The sequence below is a fragment of the Metaplanococcus flavidus genome, assembly GCF_042675885.1.
GTDB lineage: Bacteria > Bacillota > Bacilli > Bacillales_A > Planococcaceae > Planococcus > Planococcus flavidus.
In genome coordinates this window covers 1-25,073 of the sequence record NZ_JBHTKI010000008.1, presented here as the reverse complement: position 1 = coordinate 25,073, position 25,073 = coordinate 1, and the positions used below count along the sequence as shown (strand labels likewise).

Here is a 25,073-nt window from a genome sequence, read left to right as displayed (position 1 = left end):
GGCCATTATTCGCGGGCAGAGTCTGTCCATATGTTTCCATAGGCTTCGAATGAGGTATTACCATCTGAAACAGCATTTATTTTGTTCAACATTTGGAGGAGGGATAAATTATGGAAGGAAACATATTTTCAATCGAGGTAATCAGCCAGGGTAAGTATGAATCATGGGAATTTAAGAACGAAGTGGCGCGGGATGAACTGTTCAAAAAAATAATGGACCGATATCAGGAACATGCGATCAAGGAAAAGAGTGATGATGTCGATGATTCAAGCATTTTGCAATTATCAGCGACCAGCCTGAAAATCAAGGAAGACGGCAATGTCGATCAGCAAGTGCCTTATGAATGGTACGACGCAAACCAATTCGGGGATCTTCTCGATTACATCAATAACGAATACCCGAAATACTGATAACCTGTTTTGCATGAAATCACCTTAAGTTTCCGTTAGAATGAAAATAGGGAACACTCTGCTGTAAAGAGAGTGCAATAATAATATAAGGTGGTTAGCCATATGAATGCATACGATGAGTATATGAAAGGCATTGTTGTACCAATGCGCAAGGAATTAACAGATCAGGGATTTAAGGAATTGCTGACGGCGGATGACGTGAATGGCCACATCAGCGAGACAAGCGGCACTACACTTGCTGTCATTAATTCTGTATGCGGCTGTGCGGCAGGACTCGCTCGTCCTGGAGTAATTGAAGGTTTGAACAAAACTGCAGCAAAACCGGATCATTTAGTGACGGTGTTCGCTGGCCAGGATAAAGAGGCGACCGCACAGATGCGCAGTTACTTTGAAGATGTGCTGCCATCATCACCTTCGATTGCTGTTTTAAAAGACGGTCAGCTGGCGCATTTTATTCCGCGTAAGCAGATTGAAGATCGCTCAGTCGAAGAAATTCGTGACAATCTTGTACAGGCTCTTGAACAGGTAGCAGAATAATGAAAACAATTGTCACAACAGCATACCGGCCGACTGCAAAAATACTTGCAGAAGCCGAGAAGATTGCTGTGGAGTTGGAAATCCCTTTTATTGTTCGCAATAAACGTTCGGTCGAGAGAATGCATGCCGATGAACAAGCGGATATCCTGGTGGCATTAAACGAACGGCTTGAGCTTTACCCTATGGGTAAGGCGGAGCCGTTCTTTTTTCACCCGAATTCAGCGGCTTTCCGCACAAAACGTCCATTGGCATCAGATCCGCTAATCGAAATTTCAGGACTGGAAGAGGGCGACAGCTTTTTGGATTGCACACTTGGAATGGCATCAGATGCAATTACAGTTTCACAGCATGTCGGTCCGACCGGCAGAATCGTCGGCTGTGAAAGCAACCCGAACATCGCCTACGTCATTGGTAAAGGCCTTCAACGATACAATTCAATGCCACATCTGACGGCAGCGATGAAAAGGATCCAAGTGCGGGCGGTGGATTCGATCGCCTATTTAAATACGCTGGATGAAGACTCTTTCGATGTCATTTATATGGATCCGATGTTCACAGAAGAAATTAAGGAAGCTTCAAACTTCTCTTCCATTCGCAGCAGCGCCCACAGAGGGCAGCTGACAGATGAATGGATGGAGGCAGCGAAAAGAGCTGCAAGAAAAGCAGTGGTATTGAAAGCCCATTTCCGTTCACAGGATTTCGAAAAATTCGGTTTTACCAGGCGCGTCCGCCCAAATACGAAATTCCATTACGGTGTAATTAAGTTTACATGAATGACAAAAGCCCCTCCTGATAATCAGGAAGGGCTTTAAAAAGATTGAATTTTAGTCGGTAAAGCTTAAAGATGTCAAGTACACTAACATTACCAGGAGACCTAGGCCGATCAGGATTGAAGCATCCATAAAATATTTCCTCCTTTTTCAAAAAAAAGCGCGTCTTAGCTGTTTTTATTGTACAATGAAACTCAAGAAGATGAAACCTTTACCATTGTAAATCGTCAAATTAACGAGAGATATTTACAAATTGTTCGAAATAGAGGGTGATTGTGATGAAAAATTGGTGGCGAAAATCGCTGGTGGTCGCAGTAGCTGTCCTGAGTCTCGGTACGATACCTCCCAACCACACGATCTGGGAAAATCTGCTCGAGGAAAAGGCTGAACTAAAAACCCACGCCGAAAAAAGTCGGAATACTCAAATTACATATGATTGGCCAGATCCATCCGAGCTCTATTATAATACTCCGACTATCCTGGACACGGTCCATCAGACTGCGGAACAGCAGTCATATATGAAATTCGGTTCACGTATTGGCCCTGTAATCGAAGATGAATTCAAGACTGTGATTTTGCCGAATATCCAACGGGCAATCGATTTACATCTTGCTCAAGTGGATAAGGACAGTTTGCGCAAGCTTGCTATTTCACAAAAACCTTCGGGCGACCATTCAGAAAAGATTTTTCATATTTTCAACACCGAAACCAATAAGGACAAAATCCGTTTTCATGTAAGAACTGAGAAAAAACCGATTGAAGGCTATTATTTTAATTTCCATTATCATTTGGAGGAAGACGATTTTCAGCAGCATATAACTTTGGGCGATATCTATTGGTCCAAAAATACTCCACCGAAATGGCTTTCTTAAAACCGTTATATTTATAACGGTTTTTTTGTGAATATTTTTGTTATGATTAATCATATAATGGAGGCGAATGTGATGAAACAATATTTGGATCTTTGTGAGCATATACTGGAAAACGGAACAACAAAAGATGACCGTACAGGTACAGGAACACTGAGTGTGTTCGGTTACCAGATGCGCTACGATCTCGCGGAAGGATTCCCGTTGATGACGACCAAAAAAACAGCATTCCGTTTGATAGTTTCCGAGCTGCTGTGGTTCATCAATGGCGATACGAATGTAAAAACGTTAATCGAAGATAACAACCACATCTGGGACGAGTGGGCTTTCAGCCAATGGGTATCCAGTAAGGAATATCACGGGCCAGATATGACTGATTTCGGGCGCCGCGCCCAAAAGGATGAAGAATTTGCTGTACTCTATAAACATGAGATGGCGAAATTCCAGGTAAGGCTTCTTGAAGATCCGCCTTTTGCTGAAAGATATGGAGATCTGGGACCGGTCTACGGCAAACAATGGCGCTCATGGCAGACGACGGACGGTGGCACGATTGACCAATTGAAGAATGTTATTGAATCCATTAAGAAAAATCCGGATTCAAGGCGCCATCTGGTCACGGCCTGGAATCCCGAATTTGTGGATGATATGGCTTTACCCCCTTGCCATATAATGTTTCAATTCTATGTAGCTGACGGGAAATTATCTTGCCAGCTGTATCAGCGCAGCGCGGATGTTTTTCTTTTTCGGTAGCTAAACAAAGTTGATGAATACTTATAAAGTTCTATTGAGATTATTTAGTGAAAATAGTTTGAATAGAGTTTTAAAATTATTATATGTAAATATATATTTTTGGTTTTGGGGGATGGAAAGGGATTCCATTAAGAATTGAAAAAACTTATCCATAGTCTTGTGGAATAAAAAAAGTATAAAGATTAGAAAGCTAATAGTACGATTGATAAGGATTTGAAACAACGGCGAATTTTATAAGTATTGAAGATACAGTGAGCTTCCTTTATAATAAAAATGAGAACAGGAGTTCTTATAATTGTAGTTAGTGGAACAGTCTATCTGAATACATTTAACTTACTTCTATCGGATAAGGGGAGTTCATACTTGCAATCGAACAATAGCAGTTAGCGTACCAGTTGATATCGCTAAACTCATGAAAAATATGATGACTAAAGTCAGAGAAAGTTATCAGCTACATCTAAAAAACAACGATATATATTTAGTTCGATAGCTACGATTACGAGTTCTTTACTAAAAAGATAATTTACCGACAAATCAACAGATATGTGAGTGTTTAAAAGGTCTGTATTTTGCGAATTAAAGACTGAAAATTCAAATATATTTTGTTTGGAGGTGCATTATGGAACTAGTCCTATATGAGAATCAAAAAAAGATTTACTATGTATTTCTTGATAAAAAACTAAAAGTAGTGCAATTGCCGACGAAATTTCTATTATCAATTAATAACCGAAGTTTAAGATACAGTGAGGCATCAATTAAGCACTATGCTAAGGTTCTAAAGTATTTCGTTAATTATTTAGAAAAACATTTCAAGGAATCGGTGGACGTTTTACTCGCGGTTATTGATGGCATTACTATCAGTGAATATTTGAAGTTATTAAAAGATAAGGGACTAAGCGAATCAACAATTCGAAATCGTGAAGCGATTATTAAAGAACTTATGACATGGCTTACAACAGAAGAAGCTGGTTGCGTTCGGAAGAATAATGGTTATGCAAACCATCGATATAAAAGTCCTACTCCCTCCAGAAAGATACCGAAATATTTAACGATAGAAGAAATAGTCGAGTTTATAAACTTGTTGCATGATGAGAGTCAACGTTGTCTCATTCATTTTTTATTTGACTCTGGAATCAGAATCTCTGAAGTTAGTAGATTGAAGATGAGTGACTTGCCGAAGTTAAAAGATTTCAGTGAAGATACAATGTACTTTGATATAGATATTCATGGGAGCAAAGGCAGAGGAGGGATGATCAAAGAACGAAAGACATTCATTAGCAAGGCAATGGTGATGAGAATCAACCGATTACATAAACAGCACCCATTGTATAGGAAAAGCTCAAGAAAATACGGGGCTGACATGCCTTGTTTTTTAAATATAAAAGGAGTTCCTTTGACAGAGAATGCAATTAAAAATCTGCTGTATAAAACAGCACAAAGGGGTGGATTAGAAACCAAAAAGTATTCTGCCCACAAGTTCAGACACTCTTTTGCTGTTTCAGTTTTAATGAGCGAGTTTGACACTGATTTTATAAACAAGCTTGTCATTGTACGTGATGCACTTGGTCATAATGACATTAAGACGACCGAGATTTACGCACATATCCCTCCAGCAGCGATAAAGAATCTGCAAGCAAAGAACAAAGACCATAATATATTATATCGTTTTGAAGAATCTCAATATATTTATGAACGGACATATTTGCCGATGAAAAATCATAGAGAAAAGCGAGGTCGTTCTTAATGAAACGAATACTGCCCCAACCGACAGCTGAAAATCCATATGCTCAAGTCGATTTTATATTTCATTTGATTGCTGATACAAAAATGAACAAGAACACAAAGGATAATTATTCGACCGCGCTGACTTATTACAAAAAGTTTTTATCTGATACACATAATTACGATGAAGATTTAGAAATAAGCAGCTTTTTTTATTTGGATAAACATTGGAATGAATTTGCTTTATTAAACTTGAAAAAATACGTTGATAAAGTAAACATAAAAAATCAAGCAGGTTATATAAGTTCATATTCACTCCTTACAATTGTCAGTGCGATTCGAACCGTAATTAACGAAGCGATTGTTCTAGGTTATACATCTTTTGATAATCTCTTTGATGTTAATTTTGGTCAAGCTGGCAGAGAAACAGACATGAATATTGCTTATAGTAACTTTGAAATGGAGCAAATTAAAATAGCGGTCAAAGAAGAACTGACCTATGTTCGTCGAGTATATAGTCGCGATGGCTATAAATTCACTGGGATAGGTAAAGACCCTCGAAAAAAAGATAATTCTTGGGCAGATATCGATAATATGCGTTGGTACTTCGAAAACGTTCTCCATTTGGAACCGATACTTAGCACACCTGAAAACAAAAGAAATCATAAATTTTATGTTGATATTGCTCCTTTTAGATACTATCACCATTTAAATGGGTTACGAGGTATTTACCAAAAATGGGGAGTTCCCCCGCTTATCGACTCAGAGCTTATTATGCCACTTGTAGCTCAACTCACAATGCAAACAGGTCTAAACGTTCAATCAATTTTAGAGTTAAAAGTGGACTGTTTTGAAGACAAAAATCCACTTTCGGGTGTACCCGTTCTAAAGTATTATAAGGGTCGCAGTGCAGGTGAAAAAGAATTACATCTAAATATGTACCAAGATAATGAGAAATTGGAATTGCGAGAATTTAGACAAGACCAAGTAAAAAGTATTCAGAACATCATAAAATTAACGAAGTCATTGACAGAGTCGATTCGATTAAATGCGCCAACACATTTGAAGGACAGGCTTTTTATATTCCAAAGTACTTCGGGGGCTAAATTCGGTAAAACTATGGAGGTGAACAATAGAGTCACATCCCGTTGGTATAAAACTATGGAAATGAAATATAAGTTAAAAAATGACGAGGGTGAAGCGTTAAATTTTAACTTAAGGCGTTTTCGAGCAACGAATGCAACCAAATTAATTTATCAAGGTGCAGACCTTCACGAACTTCAGTATGAACTCGGTCATAAAAACATTGTTACAACGATGGGTTACATCGATAGAAACAAACTTAATGCGAAAGCCAATACAGAAACAAGCAGTGCCATCGAGAAAATTTTTTCAAATAAGGCTTGGGCTGAAGCGAATGAAGTGAAATACGCTCAAACACCAAGAAGTAAGGGTGTCATATTTAAAGGGTACCTAAGTGACTGCAAAAATCCATTTGACCCGCCTGAGGATGTAAAGAAACTGAAAGACTATCAGCAAGGAAAGGGTTGTAGCAGAGTGAACATGTGTTTGTTTTGTGAAAACGTTTTAGTGTTCAAACGTAATCTGCCTTCCTTATGGATGTATAAGCGCCAGATTGAAACAGCAATGGGAACACAAAGTGCGGCATTACCGAATGAACAGTATTATCTTAAAACCCTTGATATCATTAAAGCTTTATTTGACTTGCAGACCTCGGAGTTCAGCGAAGAGGACATTTTAGAGGCTCAGATGCTAGCCGAAAATTTAGATGAATTAGTCGATCCAGTTACGTACAGAGCGGAAATGGAGACGTGAATATGGAATTGCAAATAATCGATGTACAAGACTTCTTAGCCGCCACTGCCCGTATCGATGAAAATACGTATCTTACAAATGAATGCAAATTTGGAGATGGCGAATGGGATTTCTCTTCAAATGCTAACGAGCGGAGAAATTCAGTAAGCGTCTCAAAACTGAAGTTTAATTGGGACTCTATGGCAGAAGCAATCGGCGATGGTTTTGTGAGTGACTTAAAAGTTCTTACCTATCTTTTGCTATTTGTGCCTGAAATCTTCAAAAGAAATGCAACAAAGCATAACAGTCTAAAAATCAATACCGTTTCCTTAATGATCAAGAAAATGGGCAGTGTTGTTGAAGAAATAATCATATCGCAACAAAAAGAAGTTAATGCCCATTCGTTTATGTTTGCTACTTGTTTTGGTGAGTTGTCATTAAAGGATTTCGAAAAAATACCCATACACTCAACACGTGTTGCAGATGTTAAACGTCTTCTAAAATATCTATCAAACCCCTTAATTCAGAAATACTTGATACATCGAGTCAAATGGAATACGGCTGATGTAAAAACATTAAATATAGTCAATTTACCCAAGAGTGATGTGAAAGAAGTTTCTTCGACACCTATTGAAGATGAATTATATATGACGCTTATCAAGCAAGTTACAATTGACATTATTTCGTTTAAAAAAAGCATGAAATTAAATGTGCATTCAAAAGTAACACCTAATATGCTGACAGAAATTGATAAGAAAGCGTATGGATTTGATGTGGCGAATGCTTTTGAAGATTATATTAAGATGCGTACACAAGACAGGGAATACGCATTAAAAAGGGGTACCAGGCAAGCCAATACGAAAACTATCCGTATTAATTTCAAAAGAAAATATGGTATATCTGTTCAAGCGTTCTATGAAGAAATGATAAATGGACAGAGGGCTGCCATTTTAGCCATCTTACTTTTCACAGGAGTTCGTTACAGCGAATTAATTTCTTTAAAAGGAAACTGTATTTTGAAAAGAAAGGATGTGTACGTAATAAAGGGGACAGTCATAAAGCACAAAAGTGACTTGCTGCCAACAGATGTTGACGAATGGGTAGCAATTCCAATTGTTCGAGATGCAGTAGAAGTGTTAGAACAATTTCAACGTTTTACATTCAATTCGTATATTGTATCACCATTAAGAACCGTCTATTTAAATCAAAAAGATCTTCCTATGGGTCCGAATGCAATCTCGGAGGCTTTAAATCTTTATTTAGAAACATCGAAAGAGAGAAACGATACTTTGTTGAAGTATGCTGGACAACCAGACCATAAAATTACAATTCATCGGTTGCGCCATACACTTGCCCGACAGCTTATCCGAGGGCGCTTGGGATTGCCGTATATTAGTTATCACTTGAAACACATAAACGCTGCCGTCGTTGCTTATAACCGCACAAGTAATGTAACCCTTGGATACGGTGGAATCAGTAATGAAATTTTAAATTCCGCTAAACAATATCATGGAGCCAAAGAAGAACTAATTCAAGAAATCTATCACCCGAATGCTATTGTAGCAGGCGGGAGGAACGCAAATGAATTCACCAAAAGGAAGAAGGAATATTTCCAAGGTCTGATGGTAGACGATGCTGAAATTGATGACATCATTACAGATTTGAAAAATCAATCGCTGCCCTTCTTGGACGTAGGCCTTGGATTCTGTGGAGGAAGAAAAGATATTGTGTTAGAAGACGGAACGAAACAACCACCGCCGTGCATAGGTCAACTAAAATGCAATCCAGTTGATTGCGGTAATGCGGTTATTCCAAAATCGAAGCTGCCAATTTGGAAAAAGGTCCATCAGGACACGGTTACTAAACTGGAGGATGATCAATTTAACTACATGGAGCTTGAATTAAAAGAAGTTCTAAAGCGCGCTGAGTATGTAATCAATCATTTCCAACATGGAAGTAGGGACTAAGAATGTGGAAACTCCCTTTAAAAATTCAGCAAGAATTAGAAAAAAATCCCCAGTTGCAATGGATTGAAGAGCAAGACCGTGTCTACGAAGAAACTGATTTGACAGATAAGTTAAAAATGGAAAATCAGTATTTGTTTTGGAAGAAGAACTGTGATATTCGAATGGCTCTCATCGAAATCGAAAAGGTAATAAAAGCAACTCCTAATCCCTCAGTAAGGCTCGCAGGATGGTCTGAATTAGCACGCACGGCAAACTGTGACAGAAACACACTAAGACAACCTCAGCGCTTTCTATGGGTTAATGAAGCACGTGAAAGACTGATCTTGTTAATTCAGAAAGAAAAATCAGTTCCAGTAGAATTGACAGCTGTTATTACCGAAGAGGAAAGTATTAAAAAATTAGAACGTGAGATTGTATTAAGTAAGAAGGAATCAGCAAAGTGGTTTTTGAAATTCGAAGAAGTTGATCGGGAGAACAAACTACTAAGAAAAGCTATGGAAAGACAAACGACTATGAATACTGCTTTGCAAGAGGAATTGAAAAACTTAAGAGATAAAATAAAAAAACTGACTTAGAGTCTACAAAAGTCGATTTTTTCCGCTATAATGTATGAGGTGAAAAAATAAAGGAGTGAAGTGAAATGCCAAATAAATCAGAACAAACCTACTTGGATTTTTTACAACATATCCTTGACAATGGTGTGAAAAAAGAAGATCGAACTGGCACAGGTACACTCAGTGTATTTGGTTATCAAATGCGCTTTGATCTATCGCAAGGGTTCCCTTTATTCACAACAAAGCGCACGCCCTTCCGTTTGATTGCAAGCGAATTATTATGGTTTATAAAAGGGGATACCAATATCCGCTATTTACTTCAGCACAATAACCATATTTGGGATGAATGGGCCTTTAAGAAGTGGGTTGAATCAGACGAATATAACGGTCCAGACATGACGGATTTCGGTAACCGATGCTTGGTTGATGCAGAATTCAATGAAGTATATAAAGCTGAAATGAAAGCCTTCTGTGAGCGTATACTAACCGATGACAGTTTCGCAGAGAAGTTTGGCGATTTAGGGAATGTATATGGGAAACAATGGCGCAACTGGACGGCTTCAACAGGCGAGTCGATCGATCAGTTAAAAGATGTTATTAACCAAATAAAAACAAACCCAGATTCCCGTCGTTTGATCGTGAATGCTTGGAACCCAGAAGATGTGGTTAACGCTGGTGCTAAAGGAAGTAAAGCAGCTTTGCCGCCTTGCCATGTAATGTTCCAATTTTATGTAGCAAACGGTAAGTTGAGTTGTCACTTAATCCAGCGCAGTGCAGATTCGTTCCTTGGTGCAAATTTCAATATCCCGTCGTATGCGTTGCTTACATATTTAATCGCTAGGGAATGTGATTTGGAAGTCGGGGAATTGGTATATAGCCTTAGCGATGCTCATATCTATTCAAATCACATCGAACAAGTGAAAGAGCAATTGTCACGCGATATACGTGAACTCCCGCTATTAAAAATTAATCCAGACAAGCACTCGGTCTTTGATATCGAGATGGAGGATTTAACGATTGAAGGGTATAATCCACATCCTTCTATAAAAGCGCCAATAGCGGTTTAAACCAGAATAATGAATCTGATTAAAATCGATTTTTGAGTTGGTTAAATAAAACCTGATTCCAAGCAGTAATACATTGGTTGCCATGTAGTAGTGCGGCAACTTAATAAATTTAATGAGATCAGTTATGACTTAAACCTTCTTTATGGGAGCATAGAACAGACATCCAACTGCCACTGCAATTGGATGTCTGTTTTTATTGTTGTGCAAAGTTCTTAAAGTCATATAGAAATAAATTTGGAGTCGCAATTGCGGAAGTTTCATTTAGCAAAACAAGTTGAAAAATTAAAATTAAAAAGAAGTTAAGAAGTCGCCTTATAGACTTCTTAACTTCTTTTTAGGATTTCCTGCCAACCTTCAACAGTGTCTACCCACTCGACTAGGGTTTCTGGATAATAAAAGTTCATAAAGAATATCAAAGCAGTTGCAGTTAACATAAATGCATAAATTGAATAAGCGATGGGTTTTGGCAATTTGTTTGCGACTTTAACGATAAGGTAGAGTGATAATATGATGATAATCACTTGTGAAACTACAAGAGCATCCATATCAACAACCCCTTGATCATATTTTCTTTATTATACTATATGGCATAATTGATTATCAAAATATTATTAAGAAAGATGAAGTTAATAGATGCACTTTTTTTAGGTCAAAACTAAGATGAAATAAAAAAATAGACCTCTAATTCAATTATGAAGTAGAGGTCTATTTATCATTGTTATTATTACCCATGTATAATCTAAAGATATTAAGCATATGATTTTTAGCAAATGGCTTTAATCATAATAGTTAATTCACATAGTTTTATCATTTACGTGAAGTGGTATTTATTAATTTCTCATCGAACCAAACATCTACGTAATCCCCAGAAATCAAAAAGCGCCAACCAGGTGCTAAACCGAGGTACTTGTTGATGTTTTCAGACCAGCTCCATTCATCGAGGTGTTGTACATGGTGGGAAAGGAAAAAGTTTTCATCTTCACACCATTCCTCTCCTGCCCAAATGAACCAGCCTGAAGTACCTTCATCAGGAGGGATGCGAAGTCCATTGATTGGGAGTAAACCTTGATTGACGTTTTCAGCTACCCCTATTCTTGCTTTGTTGTCCGTTGACAGAAAATCTGCGCCATACTTTCTGCAAATGAATTTTTGTTTCACTTTTTTAATCACTTAGTCTCCACCTTTAACTATTTAACCCCATCCATGATCTAAATCGTTTCGCGACTTCTCCGTCACCGATTATTCCGCTCTCAGGACTAGTCGTAAAAGGTAACCAATCGTCATCTATGTTCCCGACAAAAGCAATCTTCGACCAATTCTCGATGAGTTCTAAAAAATTATTTGCCATTACATATCCATGTCCCTCGCCATCATCGTGGCTTAAGTAGACGATTGGTGCATCATCCCCTTTGGCCATATCAAAAGCCAAGTAATCACCGTTACCAGCCTCGCAAAAAGCCAATTTATGATGCCAAACTGCATCATAATCATCGCTTGGATTAGGAAAAACCGTTTCTATCCATCCTAAGCGGTCTTCCTCAAATTGCGGCAGCAGTTCCAAGCCCCAATGTGGCATGCCGCAGTAGATAAATTTAAACTCTTCAGGTGGTTCTAGTTCTTCAGGAAGAAACCAACGCAGACTAAAATTGCTCGAAAACTCGGTGAGAACCATTTTGAAACTATGGGGAAGTTTCATTCCAAGCTGTTCCTCTATCTGAAGAATTTGTTCAAGTGAAGCAGGTTCTTCGATAATGACTTCTTGGACTTCTCCACCGATTTCGTTGACTCTGGCGACCAATTTATCAATCCTATCTCTAATCAGTTGGTAATCCATATAATCACTCCATTCACTGCTTGTAATATATGTTTTTCTTATAAAAAATTAGACGGTTCATGTCAGGGTATTTCTTAACTTTCATTACTGGTAAAAATGATGTCTTTATCTTCTAGTATCCACTCACTTTTGTTTTTGACGCGGGGAACAGCATCACGCTGAAGATAGTTATTAATTACTGATTCAATTTCAGAGAAGTTAGTTCCAAGTATTTGCGGCTTGTATTTTGCGATGATCGGTAGTCTGTCTTCATCTGCACATGCCTCCATGGCGTCTAAAGCGACCAAACTTAACGGCCTGCCCTTATTTAACCATGATTTCATGGTCTCCCATGTAGGGTAGCTGACAGCTGCGAGTCGTCCCCAATTATCGTGGAAAATCTTACAGTTTTTCTCAATCCACAAAAGCACATTGGGTGAGCGGAAATGGTACAGGCAAGATGCAGCAAAGATATTTTTTTCCTTGTCATTGAGCGCTTCTAGCTTTTCTAGGACAAGCTGCAATCCTTCTTGATCGGGCAAACAGTTAGCAGTTGCTTCTGAAAGCGTTACTAGCAATTCTTCATCGTAATGTGTCCATAACTCTCTGATCCATTCTTCTGCGTGTCCTTCAAGAACCTCGGAAGTGATTTCAATTAACCGCGCTTTGATGTCGGTTGAGTCTGTTTGGGAGAAACGGGTTTTAATGGATTTGAACATATCAGTTTTGTCATGTTCTTTAAGAGCATTTACTACATCAGCTTCCAGATACCATCTGGTGATAGCAAAATCGATTAGTGCCTCCATATCTTCCAAAACATTTTCTAGGGTAGGAGCGAGATCTTGATCAGTTACAACAACATCTTCCTCTGGCTGTGTCGCTTCGCCATCCTCTTCATAGAAGTCATCGTGCAGCAAAAAACTCATCGAAGAATGAAGGACTGCTAAGTTGTACCATTCAACTGGTTTCAAAGAGTTACTCATTAGCCTCTCATGACAGCCTTCACATAATTTGTAAGGTTGTGTCGGAACATCGGATTCCTCCTCGACACCTATTGGATTTCTTTTGCATGCTTCGCAAACGTTAGACGACGGTAACATTGAATTGCCTCCTTGGGCTTTTTTTAGGGCATTAGTAAGTACATTGTATATCAGTTTCACCTGTTTTCTTACAATCTATTGTTAAAATAATTGCACGACATCTTGATAGATGTAAAAGAGTAGACCTATTAGCATTTTCTTTTTTGCCTCTAATAGGTTATGCTTCTAATCGGCTTTTTAAAGAGCCAAGGTGTTCTAATGAACAAACGTAAACCTTACGTGTCGGTCATAGGGGCATCGTTTAAAGTGGAACTAAATGGGTTGGAAAAACGTATTAGATATATTATTCGAGAAGGTGTTGAGAGAAAATGTCGGAGTTGTCGGATTATTATTATGGGATGGTCTTATCTTTCATTATGCTTGTAGTGGTTTTGATTTATATACGTACTTATACAAAAAGAAAAAGAAAAATGGGAGTTCATTTAAAATTGACGCATTAACTATAATAGCCTTGCCGTTCTTTCTTCTGTTATCTGGATCGCTATTTGTGTATCTATTGCTTGATTTACCAAATGTGCTGGCGAATAAAACAGAACAATATAAAGGAGACTGTGAAGTTTTTCTGTTTGAGGGTAGTAAGACGAACTACACTTCGATAGACTTTGACAACCATATGGTAACATTTCCTCCAAATTATCAAGGTGTGAAGGAAGGTATCTATTACTGTGAAGTAAATTATTATCCGAGAACCGAAACAGGGGCGTCATTGCAGCTTTATAAAAAAAAGGGTGGGGAATTGGTAAATCCATAATTGGGAACGTTGTCTTTTAAAAGATTTGCTGAAACAATAATAACAAGTGAACTTGAAGAAACACCTTTTTTACACTGTACATATCAGATCTGAATATAAGGAAGTCAAAATGACGAGGTTACTACTAGATTGACTTTCTAAAAGATAAGTATTGAAATCTTGGATTCGCTTGTTACTTATCCTTGATGGATTATTATGCGTTAGGCTATTAATTATAAGAGGTGATTCTTTTGTCTTCAACACACGAATTCGGGTTAATTGATCATATTGATAGTCAGAAAAATTTCGATAGATATAGTCCAGAGAAGTATAATTGCATTTCAATTGACGGTGATATTGTTGAAAGTCTATATGAGAATTTACTTGCAATGGAAACATACTTTCATTCATTGGATCGTCCAGAATTTGGTTTAGCCTATTATGGAGTAACGCTCATTCCACCTAATTCATTACCATTCTTTTTTAATGTAGTCACTTCATCAAGAGACTTCGAGAATTCTGAGAGACTTAATGAATTGGCTATAAAAATTCAACAGGCAATAAAAGAGAAGAAGCACATGATACACTATGGAATTTGAAGTTTATAAGAATCTTTAGTTGATTTTTTCAATAGCTACGGAAGGTATACTTATAAATTCCAATCTCCAAGTTTAACAGAGCTATTATAATAAAAGCAGGTGATTCAAATAGAAATTAACGATAATCCTTATATAACGTTAAGTGCCCAAATGGGGGGTGCCAAGTCATATAAAGCTGTTGGTCCCCATCTTACAGAGATGAATAGATTACTAGAACGATACTGTGATAAAAATGTTGCGCTGAAGTGGATGAATTTGATCTTGCCCTCAGAGTTGACGGCGATTTGTGGTATTTTAACTTTGAAGGTTGCGAGAAACTAAGGCTTAGTAAAAAATACAGATATATAACAATTGACATAGGTATGCCTCGTTCAAAATGGGAAGGTGTAACACCCATAGAAATAAGAAAATTTCTAATCGATCATGCCAGAGAAGCTTTAGAATTGATGATAAATAGGTTGAAGAAAGAATATTAATTTATAAGTATGGAAACGAGGTTAAAAATAATGCTATTTGAAATACTATTATCTGCATTTCTTTTGTTTGTAGGGATTTCTGGTATTATCTCTGCTTACAAAATGGATAAGAAAAGCCAAGAAAAAGCGAGAAAAGATCCTTATTCGGCAATTTTTACGTTACTTCCGCTAGAGTTAGCAAAATTTCTTCTCTTTTTTCTAAGTTTAGCACCAATAGCCATCGTAACTGGCATGTGGTTGCAAAAGTATGGTGTGATTGAATAGGTTTTTACTTGAACAACTGAATTAAATTCAAGATAAAAGAAATAGTACTTTCATAATTTTGGAGGGGGAGAAATGCACATTGGAAGTGAAAACTATCAGATACAAGATAGTTACTTTGTCGTCGTACACCCACTTACGTATGTTCTTGTAGGAATTTTAGTGATATTAATTGCAGCAATTTTTATAACAGTAAAGAATAGAAATAGATAGAAAGTTTCTTAGCAAAAGAATTTTTTATTCCTTAATTAAAACAAGAACCACCATTACATAAACTTTTTGAATGTAACTTAATAGCAATTAAGTTACATTCACTTATAAGTCTACGTAGGAGGGAAGTAATTGAAAAAGCAATATTTTGTCCAATATCCAGACGTTAGTCTAACAAATGCGTTTGTCCTTCCAAAAGATATGTTTCAATCAATTGCAGTTGGAATCAGGGACATGGACACGGATTTTCTTTTTACGCTGATCCAAAACATCAGTAGTTTCCCTGTTTATTTCGTACTCGAATCTGTGGTTTTTAAACATATTGAAACGAGTATTTCCGAGAAGAATATCTCTCACTATAAATTTTCTTCGGACGGTTATATCATCAAAATTGATTCGGCTGACAAATTAGAATGGGTTTGTACCAATACGGTTGAATTAGTTTTAAATGGAGTGGAAGTTTTTATTTTCTTTGGAGAAGACATTTCTGAAGAGGATATAGTCCCAACAAGAAATTGGGATAGCCCGACTGAATTTAAAAACCTTGACTTTGATAAAGTGGAGACATTCATTGATGTATATGAGGTCGGCCTTACAATATTTACGAAGAATGAAAAATACAACTCACCTAAAAAAGTTACACCATACATATCGGCAGATTACTCGCTTGATTTAGAGAGTAGTGACACTGAATAACAAAAGATTTTCGGCATTAATTTCAGGAGTAGGAGACCATCAGAAATGGAATCAGCTTTGAGGTCTAAATGAGTATGGAAAGTGCTTGGTAAAAGATTTTTATTACATCATAGGAGTGGTAAGGCAATGAAGAATTTTTGGCAAGAAGATGATGAAACCTATAAATTAGTACCCTTAACCGCTAAAATAATTGAAAGCGCAGAAGAAAAACTGCAAGTGAAATTCCCCAAGTCGTATATCAAACTTCTGAAAAAACAGAATGGCGGATACATCTATTATAATGCATTCCCATGTGACGTCCCGACCTCTTGGGCTGATGACCATATCAATGTGGACCACATTTTAGGAATTGGTGAGGAAGAAGGGGTAGTGAAAAGTGAATATTTAATAAATGAATGGGGATTACCAAAAAATATAGTCGTATTTTCTGGGGATGGGCACACATGGATTGCGTTTGATTACAGAAAAAAAAAGTCAGAACCGCCAATTATCTATGTTGATGTTGAAGCCGATCAAATTATTGAATTAGCTTCAGATTTCGAGTCATTCCTAGAGGGCTTGTATGTAAATGAAACAGAACTTGAAGACGAGGTAGAACTTGACGATACTGATTACGAACAAGGGAAAAGAAATTGGTCCCTTGATGATCTTAAATCAGCTTTATCAACCACGAACCAAAGAGAGATTATTCCTGCATTGAACTACCTTTCTGAAAATCGGAAAGGCAATGAAACATTTATAGAACAAAGCATGATTGAACTTCTTCAAAGTCCTGTTCTTGAAATAAAAGAGGTTGCAGCCAATTATGCGAATGAATTTTATAAGAGAGGCGTATTTTCTTCTGAGGGTGTAAAAGAGATGATCTCTATTATCAAACGTGACAATGAAATTGCTTACTATGTGGAAATGTTTTTCCGTCAAAAAAGATAAGAGTCGCTTTAACTGAAGACCGCTTTAGGGAATCGAATCTTGGTGAAAATGAAAGAAGGCATACTATATGAACCTACAAGAATACTTACATACGACTTTTCCTGGCATGGTATTAAAACCAAGTCTTTATCTTCAATGGCCAACAGGCATCCATTTCGGACTTGCTCAGGGGATGTATCAGTTTATAAAGAATGATGAGCTAAATCTTCCTATGTTTGATGTGGTATATCATCAGACCTTATCGATTTTTAACGATCTTTTCTCTGAAGATGATGAGCTGGTTCTAGTAACGAATGTCTACCAACGAAAAAAAGCGAATGGCGGAACTAAGCCGTTCAAGGTATATAAAAATAGCGTCAAAAGCAAAAAGATGATTTATCAAATTCAACTGGAAACACTTCCCTATGTTTTCGATGAGGAAGAGGAAGCGGATGAATACTATACAGCTCAGTACCATTTGACATGTAGGAAACAAGATGTGCATTACAGGCAACTGATTAAAGCTGCTTGTAACGAAGATTTCCCCTTGAAGCCTAAATTCAGAAAAGAAAAGGGGATGTATTATCCTGATGTGTTTTTCATCAACGTTACTAAGAGTGCTATTTTCTTCATTTACGATGATCGGGGTTGTGAAGTGATTGCGGCTGATAAAGAGACTCTGCGCCCGTTGTATGAAAAATATTTCGAATGGCTCTATGAGTACAACCGTGAAGAAATGAAGGCATTGTTTGCGTAACTCGTGCCTTGATAAATGAAATTGGCTTTTAGGTAATGGGTTCGAACGAATGGTTAAAGTATAATACAAACGAATTGAGAAAAAGAGGAATCCTGCGTAAATAGGATTCCTCTTTTTTTGGTACTTGCTTTCTAAATAATTGTTCAAAAGTGGTTTCAAAACACGAACTTCATGATTCGAAACGATAATAAATAAAAACTCATGATGAGAGTTAACTCAATGGATTTTTCAATATACTTCTATCGGCTTTGGACTGAATGACATAATACTTATCCGTTTCTCCGTTTCGATGTCCAACATAAAATTCACCGAGATTTACGGAATCTTGGATATATTTCGGTACTGGACACGCCCAATTTATGTGTTCAATCTTAACGGGGAAATTGTCCTCATTTGGATTAGGAGAGTGTATATATACTGCATCCGAACCTGCATCCACATTTAATTCAATCCACAATTGGTATGGCTTACCGAAGGATTGAAGCTTTTCCAGTAGATTTGTATACAAAGATATATGAGCTTTTATATGTTCTCTTCTCATCTTCAAGCTATTATTTCCAAGTCCGCAAAAATCAAGATGGGTATGCCATAAATCGAACCAGCCTTCTTTTCCGAAATCTAAATTGTGTTGATCCAAAGCTGTTTCTCGCCATAAGTTACGGAAATAGCGCTTTTTCCCACGAAACTTTTTCAAATAGTTGTCCTCCGATTTTTTCTTATTCGTTTTTTTAAACTAGGATCTGTTAAACGATCATGTTGCTTTTTATAACAAAAGCCCATTCTAATGACGACTTTTGCTTCTCCTTAGTTAAATCAGTAAATGGTTGAACAAAGAAGGAATATATTAATACGTATAAGACCCCCCTGGTAGAGAAACTAAGCAAAATCCATTGTCTCCTTGTCCTAATAGCTGCCAACCCTCAAAATAATTGCTGTCGTGGAACAACTCAAGAGAAATGCCACCTTCAAACTCGATAATCAAATCTGCTATATCTTCAAAATGAACGATATTCATAATTCGCTTGCCGATTAGAACTTTCTTGACATCTTTATGAGAATATCTTTTGGGCGATTGAAGACAATCAGAATATCCAATAGCAATTTCATTCGCTACTTGCAACCTCCAAGGACATTCGATGATCAAACCAGCTGTTTCAAAAGACATTCCTAAAGGTACGTTTTTTTCTGTATTCACTTCTGTGACCTTTTGGCCAATAAAAGATTTAAAGTCAATATTGCTTAGTTTTCTATACATATATAACCCTCCTCTAAAGAAAATCACTTACTTAAAGTGTACCGTTTTCTACCTTGTTTAAACACTTCTTATTCAACAAAATTGGCGCATTAGTGGAACAATGGAAATAATCAGTAACATTTAACAATGGCTTAAACTATAAGAAAGGAATAAGCTTTGAATTCGGGTGGGGATCAAGGGTACCCGTGCATTTTAATTGAGTGAAAGGGACAAGGTTGCTCCTTTTACTATTTGTACTTTTACTAAATAAAAAGTAAACCTTTTGAAAAATAATACCGATTGGAATAGACCTAAAATGATACCAGAGTATTCTTAAATTGTCTGATAGAATAAAAAGAGTTTAACACTACGGGTCCTTTGATAGATTAAAAGTTTCAAATTCAAAAGTTCACCATAAAATAACGTAAAAGAATTGGCTGGAATTCTGTGTTGCTCTTTTTAAGTACTGAGTTAAAGAGAGTTAAAGGAATACATAAAGATACTTTTCAAAATCGGAGGCGTAATGGATGGAGTACAGTGGTGGTTATTTTCTTCTATCAGCAGCAAGCGCCGATCAAGCGAGCTATCAAGAACAGCTGGAGAGCAGGGGCTTCCGAGTAAGGAAGCTCATTTCGATGGATGAGGCAGTAGGAGGCGTCTTCCCGAACCTTTTTGATATCTGGGCAAATCGATTGCCTGAAAGGCCAACACCGATTTTGTCCGAAACGGTGTTAGATAAGGTCTTGTTATCGAGGGTTTTCGGAACGCTTGAGGATGCATGGGAAGGATATCGGGAAGCGAAGCCAAAGGATGCATCAGTGAGTCTCATTGGAATAAGTCTGGACGAGAAGTACCTTGAAGAATTTTATGATTGGTTGGATCAAACCAATGATGGAATCGAGGAAGGCGATGGGGTCGTCAATTGCTTAGAAAAAAAGCAAGTAGTTAGCAGTGGAGGGATTTTCCGAGGTTTTGACGTTGCAGGTTATGAAGGATGGGGATGGTTTCTTTCCTTCCTGGGGAATGACCTTCTTCAGGATTACTTGGCTCATGAACCTACCGTTTCTATTAATGAATGGGGCTTGTTTCCAAATCAGCAAACAGCTGAAGTGCTTGCCTGCTACACGAACGATGTACTTAAAGACTTAGTAGGAGCGGAAGAAAATTTAATATGGCTGCCTTGGAAAATAACTGAGTATCATAGTATATGAATTAGACTTTTATAATAAAGAGGCTTTTAAAAGTTTTGCTTTTTGGAGTGGAAGCTAAGCAGAATCTAAATTTCTGAGGTGTAAAATGAGAAGACGAATCAAGAAAAAGAAAGTAAATAAATACAATGTGCTTAGAGAGGCCAAGCGTCAGAAGCAGAAACAAAAAGGGGTTCGGTGTATATGTTATGAATTTTTGCCAATTGGGAAACAGGATCGTCGGGCATTGGATATGGATGAACTCATTCCAGATTGTTCTTTCGGCACCCATTGGCTAATAGAGGCTTATGCATGGAACGACTCTTCACAAGTCCGCATTTTCCCCTGCACAGAAAATGGAGGGACGACAAACATCTCTCCGCTTCAAATAGTTCTATCTGACGGTAACAATGTAAAGGAAGTCAAGAAGGACTTCAAACTAGTTGTGGAGGCTATCAGGAACGACCGTTTCTGGGCACCGAATTATTCTAAAACTTATTGAAAGGAGGGGAAATCTTTGACTTTAAATAAACAAGCGAATGAAGCCTATGTGAACTATGAATATGAAAAGGCGTTGGCGTTATTCCAAGAAGCGGCACGGAAATTTAGAGATGTGCAATCCATGAATAACTTGGCTTGTTTCATATGGGCGGAAGAAGAGGACGCGGAACAAGCCCTAGATTTGCTAGAAGAAACCATGGGATTGGGCGCTGCTTCGCATTTTCCATACAGTTTGATGGGAGAAATCTACACGAAGCAAGGACAATGGTCCAAAGCGAATGAATTATTGCTGAAAGCGCTGACCATTGAACCGACAAAAGCGGCCTACCAGAATCTTGCGGTTGCGAATTACCAGTTAGGATACATGGAAGAAGCGGCAGCCTATTTCCTGTTGGCTGCGGATCAGTCTGACTTTTCCTTATACAGCCATGCAAAATGCCTGATTGAAATTGGCAAAAAAGCAGAAGCCATCAAGGTTTTAGATACGTTTTCGGAGGTGGACGAGGAGTTTGTAGGAGCAGTGGACTTAGCGGATCTGTACCTTGAAGCAGGCGAGAAGGAACTGGCGGTCCTGTGGTTCGAAAAAGGGTGGGACCACTATTATCGGGAGCCAAGTTGGATCAATCGCTACGTGTCTGCCCTGTTCAAGTTAGAACGGCGTCGGGATGCCCAAGAAATCATCAGAAAAGCGATTGCGTTGAACACAGTCGATCTTGAAGAAATCAAAGGACAAGAAGTTGACGAAGACTGGACGATTTCCGATAAACAGGAAGCCATAGAAGAACATCTGCAAAAAGAGAAAGAGTATAGAGAAGTATGGAACCTTCTCCTTTCTGGTCATGTCCCTGAAATGGACTTTGAACCTTCTTACAAGTCGGCTTGTTACCTGTTCGGTTGTCTTCGTCATAACCATGAAGAATACCACGGGAAATGAAACTATTAAAAATTATGCGTTTCAAGAAAGGCGGGAAGAATTTGCTTGATAAATTGAAAGGCATAATTAAGAATGACGAACACAATAAGATTAATGACAAGTACATTCTAATTCCCCAAAAGGACATAAACAAAGCTTTAAGGAGAAAGATAACGGAATTAGAAAAGATAGGCGATGAATCGAGTGAAGTTCTCCAACGAAAGTATGAAAAAGCATTCGAACTCAGGGGGAAACGCAATCTAAGAGTTTGGGTATGCCGAGATATTGATGGAGATGAAATAAAGGGCTTAACTTCTGAAAAATGCTTAGAAAAAGAATATCGTTCCCAGATAGTCATTGATTATGACAGTCCAAATACCGATGATGACTTTTATGCAGAAACAATTGATTTGTGGTATTGCTTTGGCGGTTACTCTGAAGGTTCAGGTACACTCTATGATTTGTCAAAAAATGAACTGAAAACGGATATTGAGGAAACCTTGAAAACCTTACTTAGATGATTTATCAAATAAGATTCGCTATGTTTCCTCATTTCTAATTATCATATAAAAACAGGTTCCAATCATTTCCGTTTTAAAATGTATAATGGAAGGAAATAATTCAATAAGGTGACTCGAAATTTAAAGTGAAAATTTAAAATACAGTTCGAAGGGATAGGCGATGATATGGCAATCCACATTCGACCATTTGAAGGAATAACAGAAGTTGACATCGATGCGTTTGAAAAAGAAAATCCATTGCATGACTACGATCTTTCAAGAGCTTTCTATCACTTTAAAAGCACTCAATCTTTTCCGCCACTCAGAAACATAGACATAAACCACTAGGAAACAATCTTGAAAAATAGATTGATATCGGTAAACTTGAACTTTTCTTACTGCATGTTTTATTTTGAAAAAGGCATTCCTGATGATGAATGGCATATATCTCCTGGAAAACAAGGGCAATCCGTTCAATATCATCCGCACTTTGAAAACGAGCATTACAGCAACTTCTATAACTTTATCTACTTTGCCGATATTTTCTTTTTAAAGGCGTACACACTTTGTGAAACAATTGGTCATTTATTATTTAAATTCTATGATATTAAAATTGACGAAAATGATTCAAGGGATCAAATCAGTTTCAATAGTGCGATTTTTCATTTGAAAAATGAAAATCGGCCGTTAAATAGAGCCTTGAATAAAGTGAAGTATTCCACTCCCTTTCAAAAGGGGGTTCGCATGCGGAATGATATTGCCCATAATCATCCTCCATACGAAATCACTTCGGGGGTGAAGTTTACTTCAACAGGTGGTTCGTTTGGTGTGGGAGATTACACGACATCAAAAGAAATCAAGAAAGTAATGATCGGGTTTTTAGAGAGTATTCGAGCGATTTTTGAAGACCTGTATAAACATTCAGCTTCAACCAGCTAGAATAATTCTTGCCACTCTTGAAAGCCTAAACCAAATCGGCACTGCTTATAAGGAGATTACTGAAAATGGAATTCATTTTTAATTTCCTTAAGCGTCAGTCCTATTCCTGGAGATTTTCCAATGATTGATATTGTGCACACAAGCCTTCTTTATTTCGATAGTTTTCATAAAAATAAGGCTCTGTTAAAGTCGAATGTTGATAAAAGCCATGTTTCCGATGGTACGCTATTGCGATGAACTATTGACTAATCAGATAGATTACTTTATCAATAAATTCGGTAAGATAGCTAATAAAGATAATTAATTATAATTGGAGGATGAAATGATGACTTTTGAAGAACTAACACAAAACAAGCCAACGTTAGAATGGAAACAAAGAATGGATGAAGAAGATGATATTTTTACTGATGAAAATATCCATGCAACAAATAAGGTTTTGGACTCTTACATCAGCAGCTTGAAAGAACTTGGAGATATGCCAACAGAGGAAGCTATACTGGAATGTGTCAAAGAAGTTGTTATTCAATTAAATGAATTAAACGACAAATATGATTACTTTATTGAAACAATGGAAAGAGAGGAATTAGCTGAGTTTATCGAGGAAGGTGCGAAAATAGTTGGATTAAAATCGGAAGAAGATATTACTGAAGAGTGGAGAGAGTGGTAATTCCTGATATACCAGAAGGTGAATAAGAGTTCCTTTACACACATTTGTTTTTTTTTATTTAATCAATAGTATCGGTCAACTGTTGATTAATATTTAAAAAAACGAATTCTAAATAACGGGCGTTCGAATGAGGAAAAGAAATAAAAGACGATATACAAAATTTCCAAGTTAATCATGTGGTGAAGAGGATACTTAATGTCACTGTTTGTTAATTCAGAAGTACTCAGTGCCGAAATTTTAAAAATAACCACTTATAATGAATATTTCATGAACACTGACAGATAAGGCAGAAACCAGCTAGTATCAGGCGACCTGGATTTACCTGTTCAAGAAGGAGAAAGTGACATTGATAATTGACGCACAAATAAATGATCAGCCCTTTTCAGGGGATTATTTAGAGCGAATCTATGATATTCCAAGTCCATGGAACACTCAGGGGTGGACATGGATAAAATTTACGGAAGAAGATTTGACGGAATGGTATGGCAACTTTCGGGGATTTCCTCACAGTGTCGCCAGTTCAGTAAAACACCAATTGATTCTTGTTTTGACATCTGATTATCTATTCAAAATTAATCGGTCGAGCGGTGAACTTCTGGGATATGAACCACAGTCTGATTACCGTTGCTTAACAGCCTCCCCAGCAGGCGACTTTATCGTAGCGGACTACTACAACATCTATCTCCTGCATCCAGATCTGCAAAGTGTCACTTCCATTCCAAGTCCAGTGGAGTTGGATATGATTGAATTTAAGGGCTGGAAAGGCAATAAGCTTCAAATCAATTGTATTGAGTTTCTGAGTGAAGACATACCTTTAGCTTTGGAATTGGATGGTGAAAGGCTTGAAATATCGGTACGTTAGAAAGCAATATAGAGACGTTCCGATTCATAGATCATGTGGAATTTTGACTATCTGATAGAGAAAGGATATTTGAAGGAAGAATAAAGTGTGGTTGTAATATGATAGATGGAGTGAGTGTGTTGGTTGAATTCATACAAAAGCAACTAAATCAATTAAATGAATCAATTTCATAAATCGCCCTTTTAAAAAGTGCAGACGATTTTTCGGATCATTTTTTCCGTTTTTTAAATTTAGGCAGCTGCTAAAGCGGCGTGCTTG

Annotated in this window: 28 protein-coding genes and 1 pseudogene; 23 read left to right on the top strand and 6 right to left on the bottom strand. The window is 37.4% G+C overall.

The window, feature by feature from the left end:
* The first annotated feature begins 110 nt into the window (after window positions 1-110).
* The 10 genes and pseudogenes from ACFQ1X_RS05120 to ACFQ1X_RS05075 all read left to right on the top strand — a co-directional run bounded on the left by ACFQ1X_RS05120 (window position 111) and on the right by ACFQ1X_RS05075 (window position 10,461).
* Complete coding sequence (locus ACFQ1X_RS05120; protein WP_144836831.1) at window positions 111-410, top strand: hypothetical protein; 300 nt, start codon at window positions 111-113, stop codon at window positions 408-410.
* Window positions 411-512: 102 nt separating this feature from the next.
* Complete coding sequence (locus ACFQ1X_RS05115) at window positions 513-947, top strand: BrxA/BrxB family bacilliredoxin (protein ID WP_144836828.1); 435 nt, start codon at window positions 513-515, stop codon at window positions 945-947.
* Entirely contained in the window at window positions 947-1,720 is a 774-nt protein-coding gene (locus ACFQ1X_RS05110) for a class I SAM-dependent methyltransferase (RefSeq protein WP_144836824.1), read from the top strand. Before ACFQ1X_RS05115 ends, ACFQ1X_RS05110 begins: the two co-directional genes overlap by 1 nt.
* 275 nt (window positions 1,721-1,995) lie before the next feature.
* A complete protein-coding gene (locus ACFQ1X_RS05105; RefSeq protein WP_144836821.1) occupies window positions 1,996-2,589 on the top strand; it encodes a YpjP family protein in 594 nt (197 codons plus the stop codon).
* A gap of 72 nt (window positions 2,590-2,661) precedes the next feature.
* Window positions 2,662-3,327, top strand: a pseudogene (locus ACFQ1X_RS05100) (thymidylate synthase); the annotation flags it as partial.
* A 628-nt stretch (window positions 3,328-3,955) separates the two neighbouring features.
* Entirely contained in the window at window positions 3,956-5,080 is a 1,125-nt protein-coding gene (locus ACFQ1X_RS05095; protein WP_144836818.1) for a tyrosine-type recombinase/integrase, read from the top strand.
* Entirely contained in the window at window positions 5,080-6,894 is a 1,815-nt protein-coding gene (locus ACFQ1X_RS05090; protein ID WP_144836815.1) for a site-specific integrase, read from the top strand. The genes ACFQ1X_RS05095 and ACFQ1X_RS05090 overlap by 1 nt, the downstream gene beginning before the upstream one ends.
* Before the next feature lie 2 nt (window positions 6,895-6,896).
* Window positions 6,897-8,840 carry a site-specific integrase gene (locus ACFQ1X_RS05085; RefSeq protein WP_144836811.1) on the top strand — a complete coding sequence of 648 codons (1,944 nt, stop codon included), beginning with the start codon at window positions 6,897-6,899 and terminating at the stop codon, window positions 8,838-8,840.
* Between the two features lie 2 nt (window positions 8,841-8,842).
* The gene (locus tag ACFQ1X_RS05080; protein WP_144836809.1) at window positions 8,843-9,415 is read left to right on the top strand and encodes a hypothetical protein; all 573 of its coding nucleotides are present in this window, start codon (window positions 8,843-8,845) and stop codon (window positions 9,413-9,415) included.
* A 65-nt stretch (window positions 9,416-9,480) separates the two neighbouring features.
* Window positions 9,481-10,461 carry a thymidylate synthase gene (locus ACFQ1X_RS05075; protein ID WP_144836806.1) on the top strand — a complete coding sequence of 327 codons (981 nt, stop codon included), beginning with the start codon at window positions 9,481-9,483 and terminating at the stop codon, window positions 10,459-10,461.
* Between the two features lie 323 nt (window positions 10,462-10,784).
* Here ACFQ1X_RS05075 and ACFQ1X_RS05070 read toward each other — a convergent pair whose 3' ends face one another.
* The 4 genes from ACFQ1X_RS05070 to ACFQ1X_RS05055 all read right to left on the bottom strand — a co-directional run bounded on the left by ACFQ1X_RS05070 (window position 10,785) and on the right by ACFQ1X_RS05055 (window position 13,374).
* Window positions 10,785-11,006, bottom strand: a complete 222-nt coding sequence (locus ACFQ1X_RS05070) for a hypothetical protein (RefSeq protein WP_144836803.1) — start codon at window positions 11,004-11,006, stop codon at window positions 10,785-10,787.
* Window positions 11,007-11,268: 262 nt separating this feature from the next.
* Window positions 11,269-11,631 (bottom strand): immunity protein Imm33 domain-containing protein, encoded by a 363-nt coding sequence (locus ACFQ1X_RS05065; RefSeq protein WP_144836800.1) that lies wholly within the window; start codon window positions 11,629-11,631, stop codon window positions 11,269-11,271.
* 13 nt (window positions 11,632-11,644) lie between these two features.
* Entirely contained in the window at window positions 11,645-12,295 is a 651-nt protein-coding gene (locus ACFQ1X_RS05060) for an SMI1/KNR4 family protein (protein WP_144836797.1), read from the bottom strand.
* A gap of 74 nt (window positions 12,296-12,369) precedes the next feature.
* Complete coding sequence (locus ACFQ1X_RS05055) at window positions 12,370-13,374, bottom strand: hypothetical protein (protein WP_144836794.1); 1,005 nt, start codon at window positions 13,372-13,374, stop codon at window positions 12,370-12,372.
* Window positions 13,375-13,630: 256 nt separating this feature from the next.
* On the opposite strand from ACFQ1X_RS05055, the gene ACFQ1X_RS05050 reads away from it, so the two are divergent.
* The 6 genes from ACFQ1X_RS05050 (at window position 13,631) to ACFQ1X_RS05025 (ending at window position 18,012) form a co-directional block, all read left to right on the top strand.
* Entirely contained in the window at window positions 13,631-14,125 is a 495-nt protein-coding gene (locus tag ACFQ1X_RS05050; protein WP_144836791.1) for a hypothetical protein, read from the top strand.
* Window positions 14,126-14,355: 230 nt separating this feature from the next.
* Complete coding sequence (locus ACFQ1X_RS05045; protein ID WP_144836789.1) at window positions 14,356-14,703, top strand: short-chain dehydrogenase; 348 nt, start codon at window positions 14,356-14,358, stop codon at window positions 14,701-14,703.
* 506 nt (window positions 14,704-15,209) lie between these two features.
* Complete coding sequence (locus tag ACFQ1X_RS05040; protein WP_144836783.1) at window positions 15,210-15,443, top strand: hypothetical protein; 234 nt, start codon at window positions 15,210-15,212, stop codon at window positions 15,441-15,443.
* Between the two features lie 339 nt (window positions 15,444-15,782).
* Window positions 15,783-16,346: a hypothetical protein gene (locus ACFQ1X_RS05035; protein ID WP_144836780.1), complete on the top strand. Its 564-nt coding sequence runs from the start codon at window positions 15,783-15,785 to the stop codon at window positions 16,344-16,346.
* A 126-nt stretch (window positions 16,347-16,472) separates the two neighbouring features.
* Window positions 16,473-17,276 carry an SMI1/KNR4 family protein gene (locus tag ACFQ1X_RS05030; RefSeq protein WP_144836777.1) on the top strand — a complete coding sequence of 268 codons (804 nt, stop codon included), beginning with the start codon at window positions 16,473-16,475 and terminating at the stop codon, window positions 17,274-17,276.
* Between the two features lie 67 nt (window positions 17,277-17,343).
* Window positions 17,344-18,012: a DUF3885 domain-containing protein gene (locus ACFQ1X_RS05025; protein WP_144836774.1), complete on the top strand. Its 669-nt coding sequence runs from the start codon at window positions 17,344-17,346 to the stop codon at window positions 18,010-18,012.
* A gap of 211 nt (window positions 18,013-18,223) precedes the next feature.
* On the opposite strand, the gene ACFQ1X_RS05020 is transcribed toward ACFQ1X_RS05025, so the two are convergent.
* Window positions 18,224-18,706, bottom strand: coding sequence for a hypothetical protein (locus tag ACFQ1X_RS05020; RefSeq protein ID WP_144836771.1), 483 nt, complete (start codon window positions 18,704-18,706; stop codon window positions 18,224-18,226).
* A 150-nt stretch (window positions 18,707-18,856) separates the two neighbouring features.
* The gene (locus tag ACFQ1X_RS05015) at window positions 18,857-19,267 is read right to left on the bottom strand and encodes a DUF6188 family protein (RefSeq protein WP_379081625.1); all 411 of its coding nucleotides are present in this window, start codon (window positions 19,265-19,267) and stop codon (window positions 18,857-18,859) included.
* A 506-nt stretch (window positions 19,268-19,773) separates the two neighbouring features.
* Here ACFQ1X_RS05015 and ACFQ1X_RS05010 point away from each other — a divergent pair.
* The 7 genes from ACFQ1X_RS05010 (at window position 19,774) to ACFQ1X_RS04980 (ending at window position 24,815) form a co-directional block, all read left to right on the top strand.
* Window positions 19,774-20,457, top strand: a complete 684-nt coding sequence (locus ACFQ1X_RS05010; RefSeq protein ID WP_144836768.1) for a hypothetical protein — start codon at window positions 19,774-19,776, stop codon at window positions 20,455-20,457.
* A gap of 85 nt (window positions 20,458-20,542) precedes the next feature.
* Window positions 20,543-20,935 (top strand): hypothetical protein, encoded by a 393-nt coding sequence (locus ACFQ1X_RS05005; protein ID WP_144836765.1) that lies wholly within the window; start codon window positions 20,543-20,545, stop codon window positions 20,933-20,935.
* Between the two features lie 15 nt (window positions 20,936-20,950).
* Window positions 20,951-21,868 carry a tetratricopeptide repeat protein gene (locus ACFQ1X_RS05000; RefSeq protein ID WP_144836763.1) on the top strand — a complete coding sequence of 306 codons (918 nt, stop codon included), beginning with the start codon at window positions 20,951-20,953 and terminating at the stop codon, window positions 21,866-21,868.
* Complete coding sequence (locus tag ACFQ1X_RS04995; protein WP_379081621.1) at window positions 21,865-22,368, top strand: hypothetical protein; 504 nt, start codon at window positions 21,865-21,867, stop codon at window positions 22,366-22,368. Before ACFQ1X_RS05000 ends, ACFQ1X_RS04995 begins: the two co-directional genes overlap by 4 nt.
* A 336-nt stretch (window positions 22,369-22,704) precedes the next feature.
* Window positions 22,705-23,286, top strand: coding sequence for a Cthe_2314 family HEPN domain-containing protein (locus ACFQ1X_RS04990; RefSeq protein ID WP_379081618.1), 582 nt, complete (start codon window positions 22,705-22,707; stop codon window positions 23,284-23,286).
* A gap of 325 nt (window positions 23,287-23,611) precedes the next feature.
* Window positions 23,612-23,953, top strand: coding sequence for a hypothetical protein (locus ACFQ1X_RS04985; RefSeq protein ID WP_144836757.1), 342 nt, complete (start codon window positions 23,612-23,614; stop codon window positions 23,951-23,953).
* A gap of 346 nt (window positions 23,954-24,299) precedes the next feature.
* Window positions 24,300-24,815, top strand: coding sequence for a hypothetical protein (locus ACFQ1X_RS04980; RefSeq protein WP_144836754.1), 516 nt, complete (start codon window positions 24,300-24,302; stop codon window positions 24,813-24,815).
* The last annotated feature ends 258 nt before the right edge of the window (window positions 24,816-25,073 follow it).

Coding starts and splice junctions, on each gene's coding strand:
- ACFQ1X_RS05120 (WP_144836831.1), top strand. CDS start 111: ATGGAAGGAAACATATTTTCAATCGAGGTAATCAGCCAGGGTAAGTAT.
- ACFQ1X_RS05115 (WP_144836828.1), top strand. CDS start 513: ATGAATGCATACGATGAGTATATGAAAGGCATTGTTGTACCAATGCGC.
- ACFQ1X_RS05110 (WP_144836824.1), top strand. CDS start 947: ATGAAAACAATTGTCACAACAGCATACCGGCCGACTGCAAAAATACTT.
- ACFQ1X_RS05105 (WP_144836821.1), top strand. CDS start 1,996: ATGAAAAATTGGTGGCGAAAATCGCTGGTGGTCGCAGTAGCTGTCCTG.
- ACFQ1X_RS05095 (WP_144836818.1), top strand. CDS start 3,956: ATGGAACTAGTCCTATATGAGAATCAAAAAAAGATTTACTATGTATTT.
- ACFQ1X_RS05090 (WP_144836815.1), top strand. CDS start 5,080: ATGAAACGAATACTGCCCCAACCGACAGCTGAAAATCCATATGCTCAA.
- ACFQ1X_RS05085 (WP_144836811.1), top strand. CDS start 6,897: ATGGAATTGCAAATAATCGATGTACAAGACTTCTTAGCCGCCACTGCC.
- ACFQ1X_RS05080 (WP_144836809.1), top strand. CDS start 8,843: ATGTGGAAACTCCCTTTAAAAATTCAGCAAGAATTAGAAAAAAATCCC.
- ACFQ1X_RS05075 (WP_144836806.1), top strand. CDS start 9,481: ATGCCAAATAAATCAGAACAAACCTACTTGGATTTTTTACAACATATC.
- ACFQ1X_RS05070 (WP_144836803.1), bottom strand. CDS start 11,006: ATGGATGCTCTTGTAGTTTCACAAGTGATTATCATCATATTATCACTC.
- ACFQ1X_RS05060 (WP_144836797.1), bottom strand. CDS start 12,295: ATGGATTACCAACTGATTAGAGATAGGATTGATAAATTGGTCGCCAGA.
- ACFQ1X_RS05055 (WP_144836794.1), bottom strand. CDS start 13,374: ATGTTACCGTCGTCTAACGTTTGCGAAGCATGCAAAAGAAATCCAATA.
- ACFQ1X_RS05050 (WP_144836791.1), top strand. CDS start 13,631: ATGGGTTGGAAAAACGTATTAGATATATTATTCGAGAAGGTGTTGAGA.
- ACFQ1X_RS05040 (WP_144836783.1), top strand. CDS start 15,210: ATGCTATTTGAAATACTATTATCTGCATTTCTTTTGTTTGTAGGGATT.
- ACFQ1X_RS05030 (WP_144836777.1), top strand. CDS start 16,473: ATGAAGAATTTTTGGCAAGAAGATGATGAAACCTATAAATTAGTACCC.
- ACFQ1X_RS05025 (WP_144836774.1), top strand. CDS start 17,344: ATGAACCTACAAGAATACTTACATACGACTTTTCCTGGCATGGTATTA.
- ACFQ1X_RS05015 (WP_379081625.1), bottom strand. CDS start 19,267: ATGTATAGAAAACTAAGCAATATTGACTTTAAATCTTTTATTGGCCAA.
- ACFQ1X_RS05010 (WP_144836768.1), top strand. CDS start 19,774: ATGGAGTACAGTGGTGGTTATTTTCTTCTATCAGCAGCAAGCGCCGAT.
- ACFQ1X_RS05005 (WP_144836765.1), top strand. CDS start 20,543: ATGAGAAGACGAATCAAGAAAAAGAAAGTAAATAAATACAATGTGCTT.
- ACFQ1X_RS04995 (WP_379081621.1), top strand. CDS start 21,865: ATGAAACTATTAAAAATTATGCGTTTCAAGAAAGGCGGGAAGAATTTG.
- ACFQ1X_RS04985 (WP_144836757.1), top strand. CDS start 23,612: ATGACTTTTGAAGAACTAACACAAAACAAGCCAACGTTAGAATGGAAA.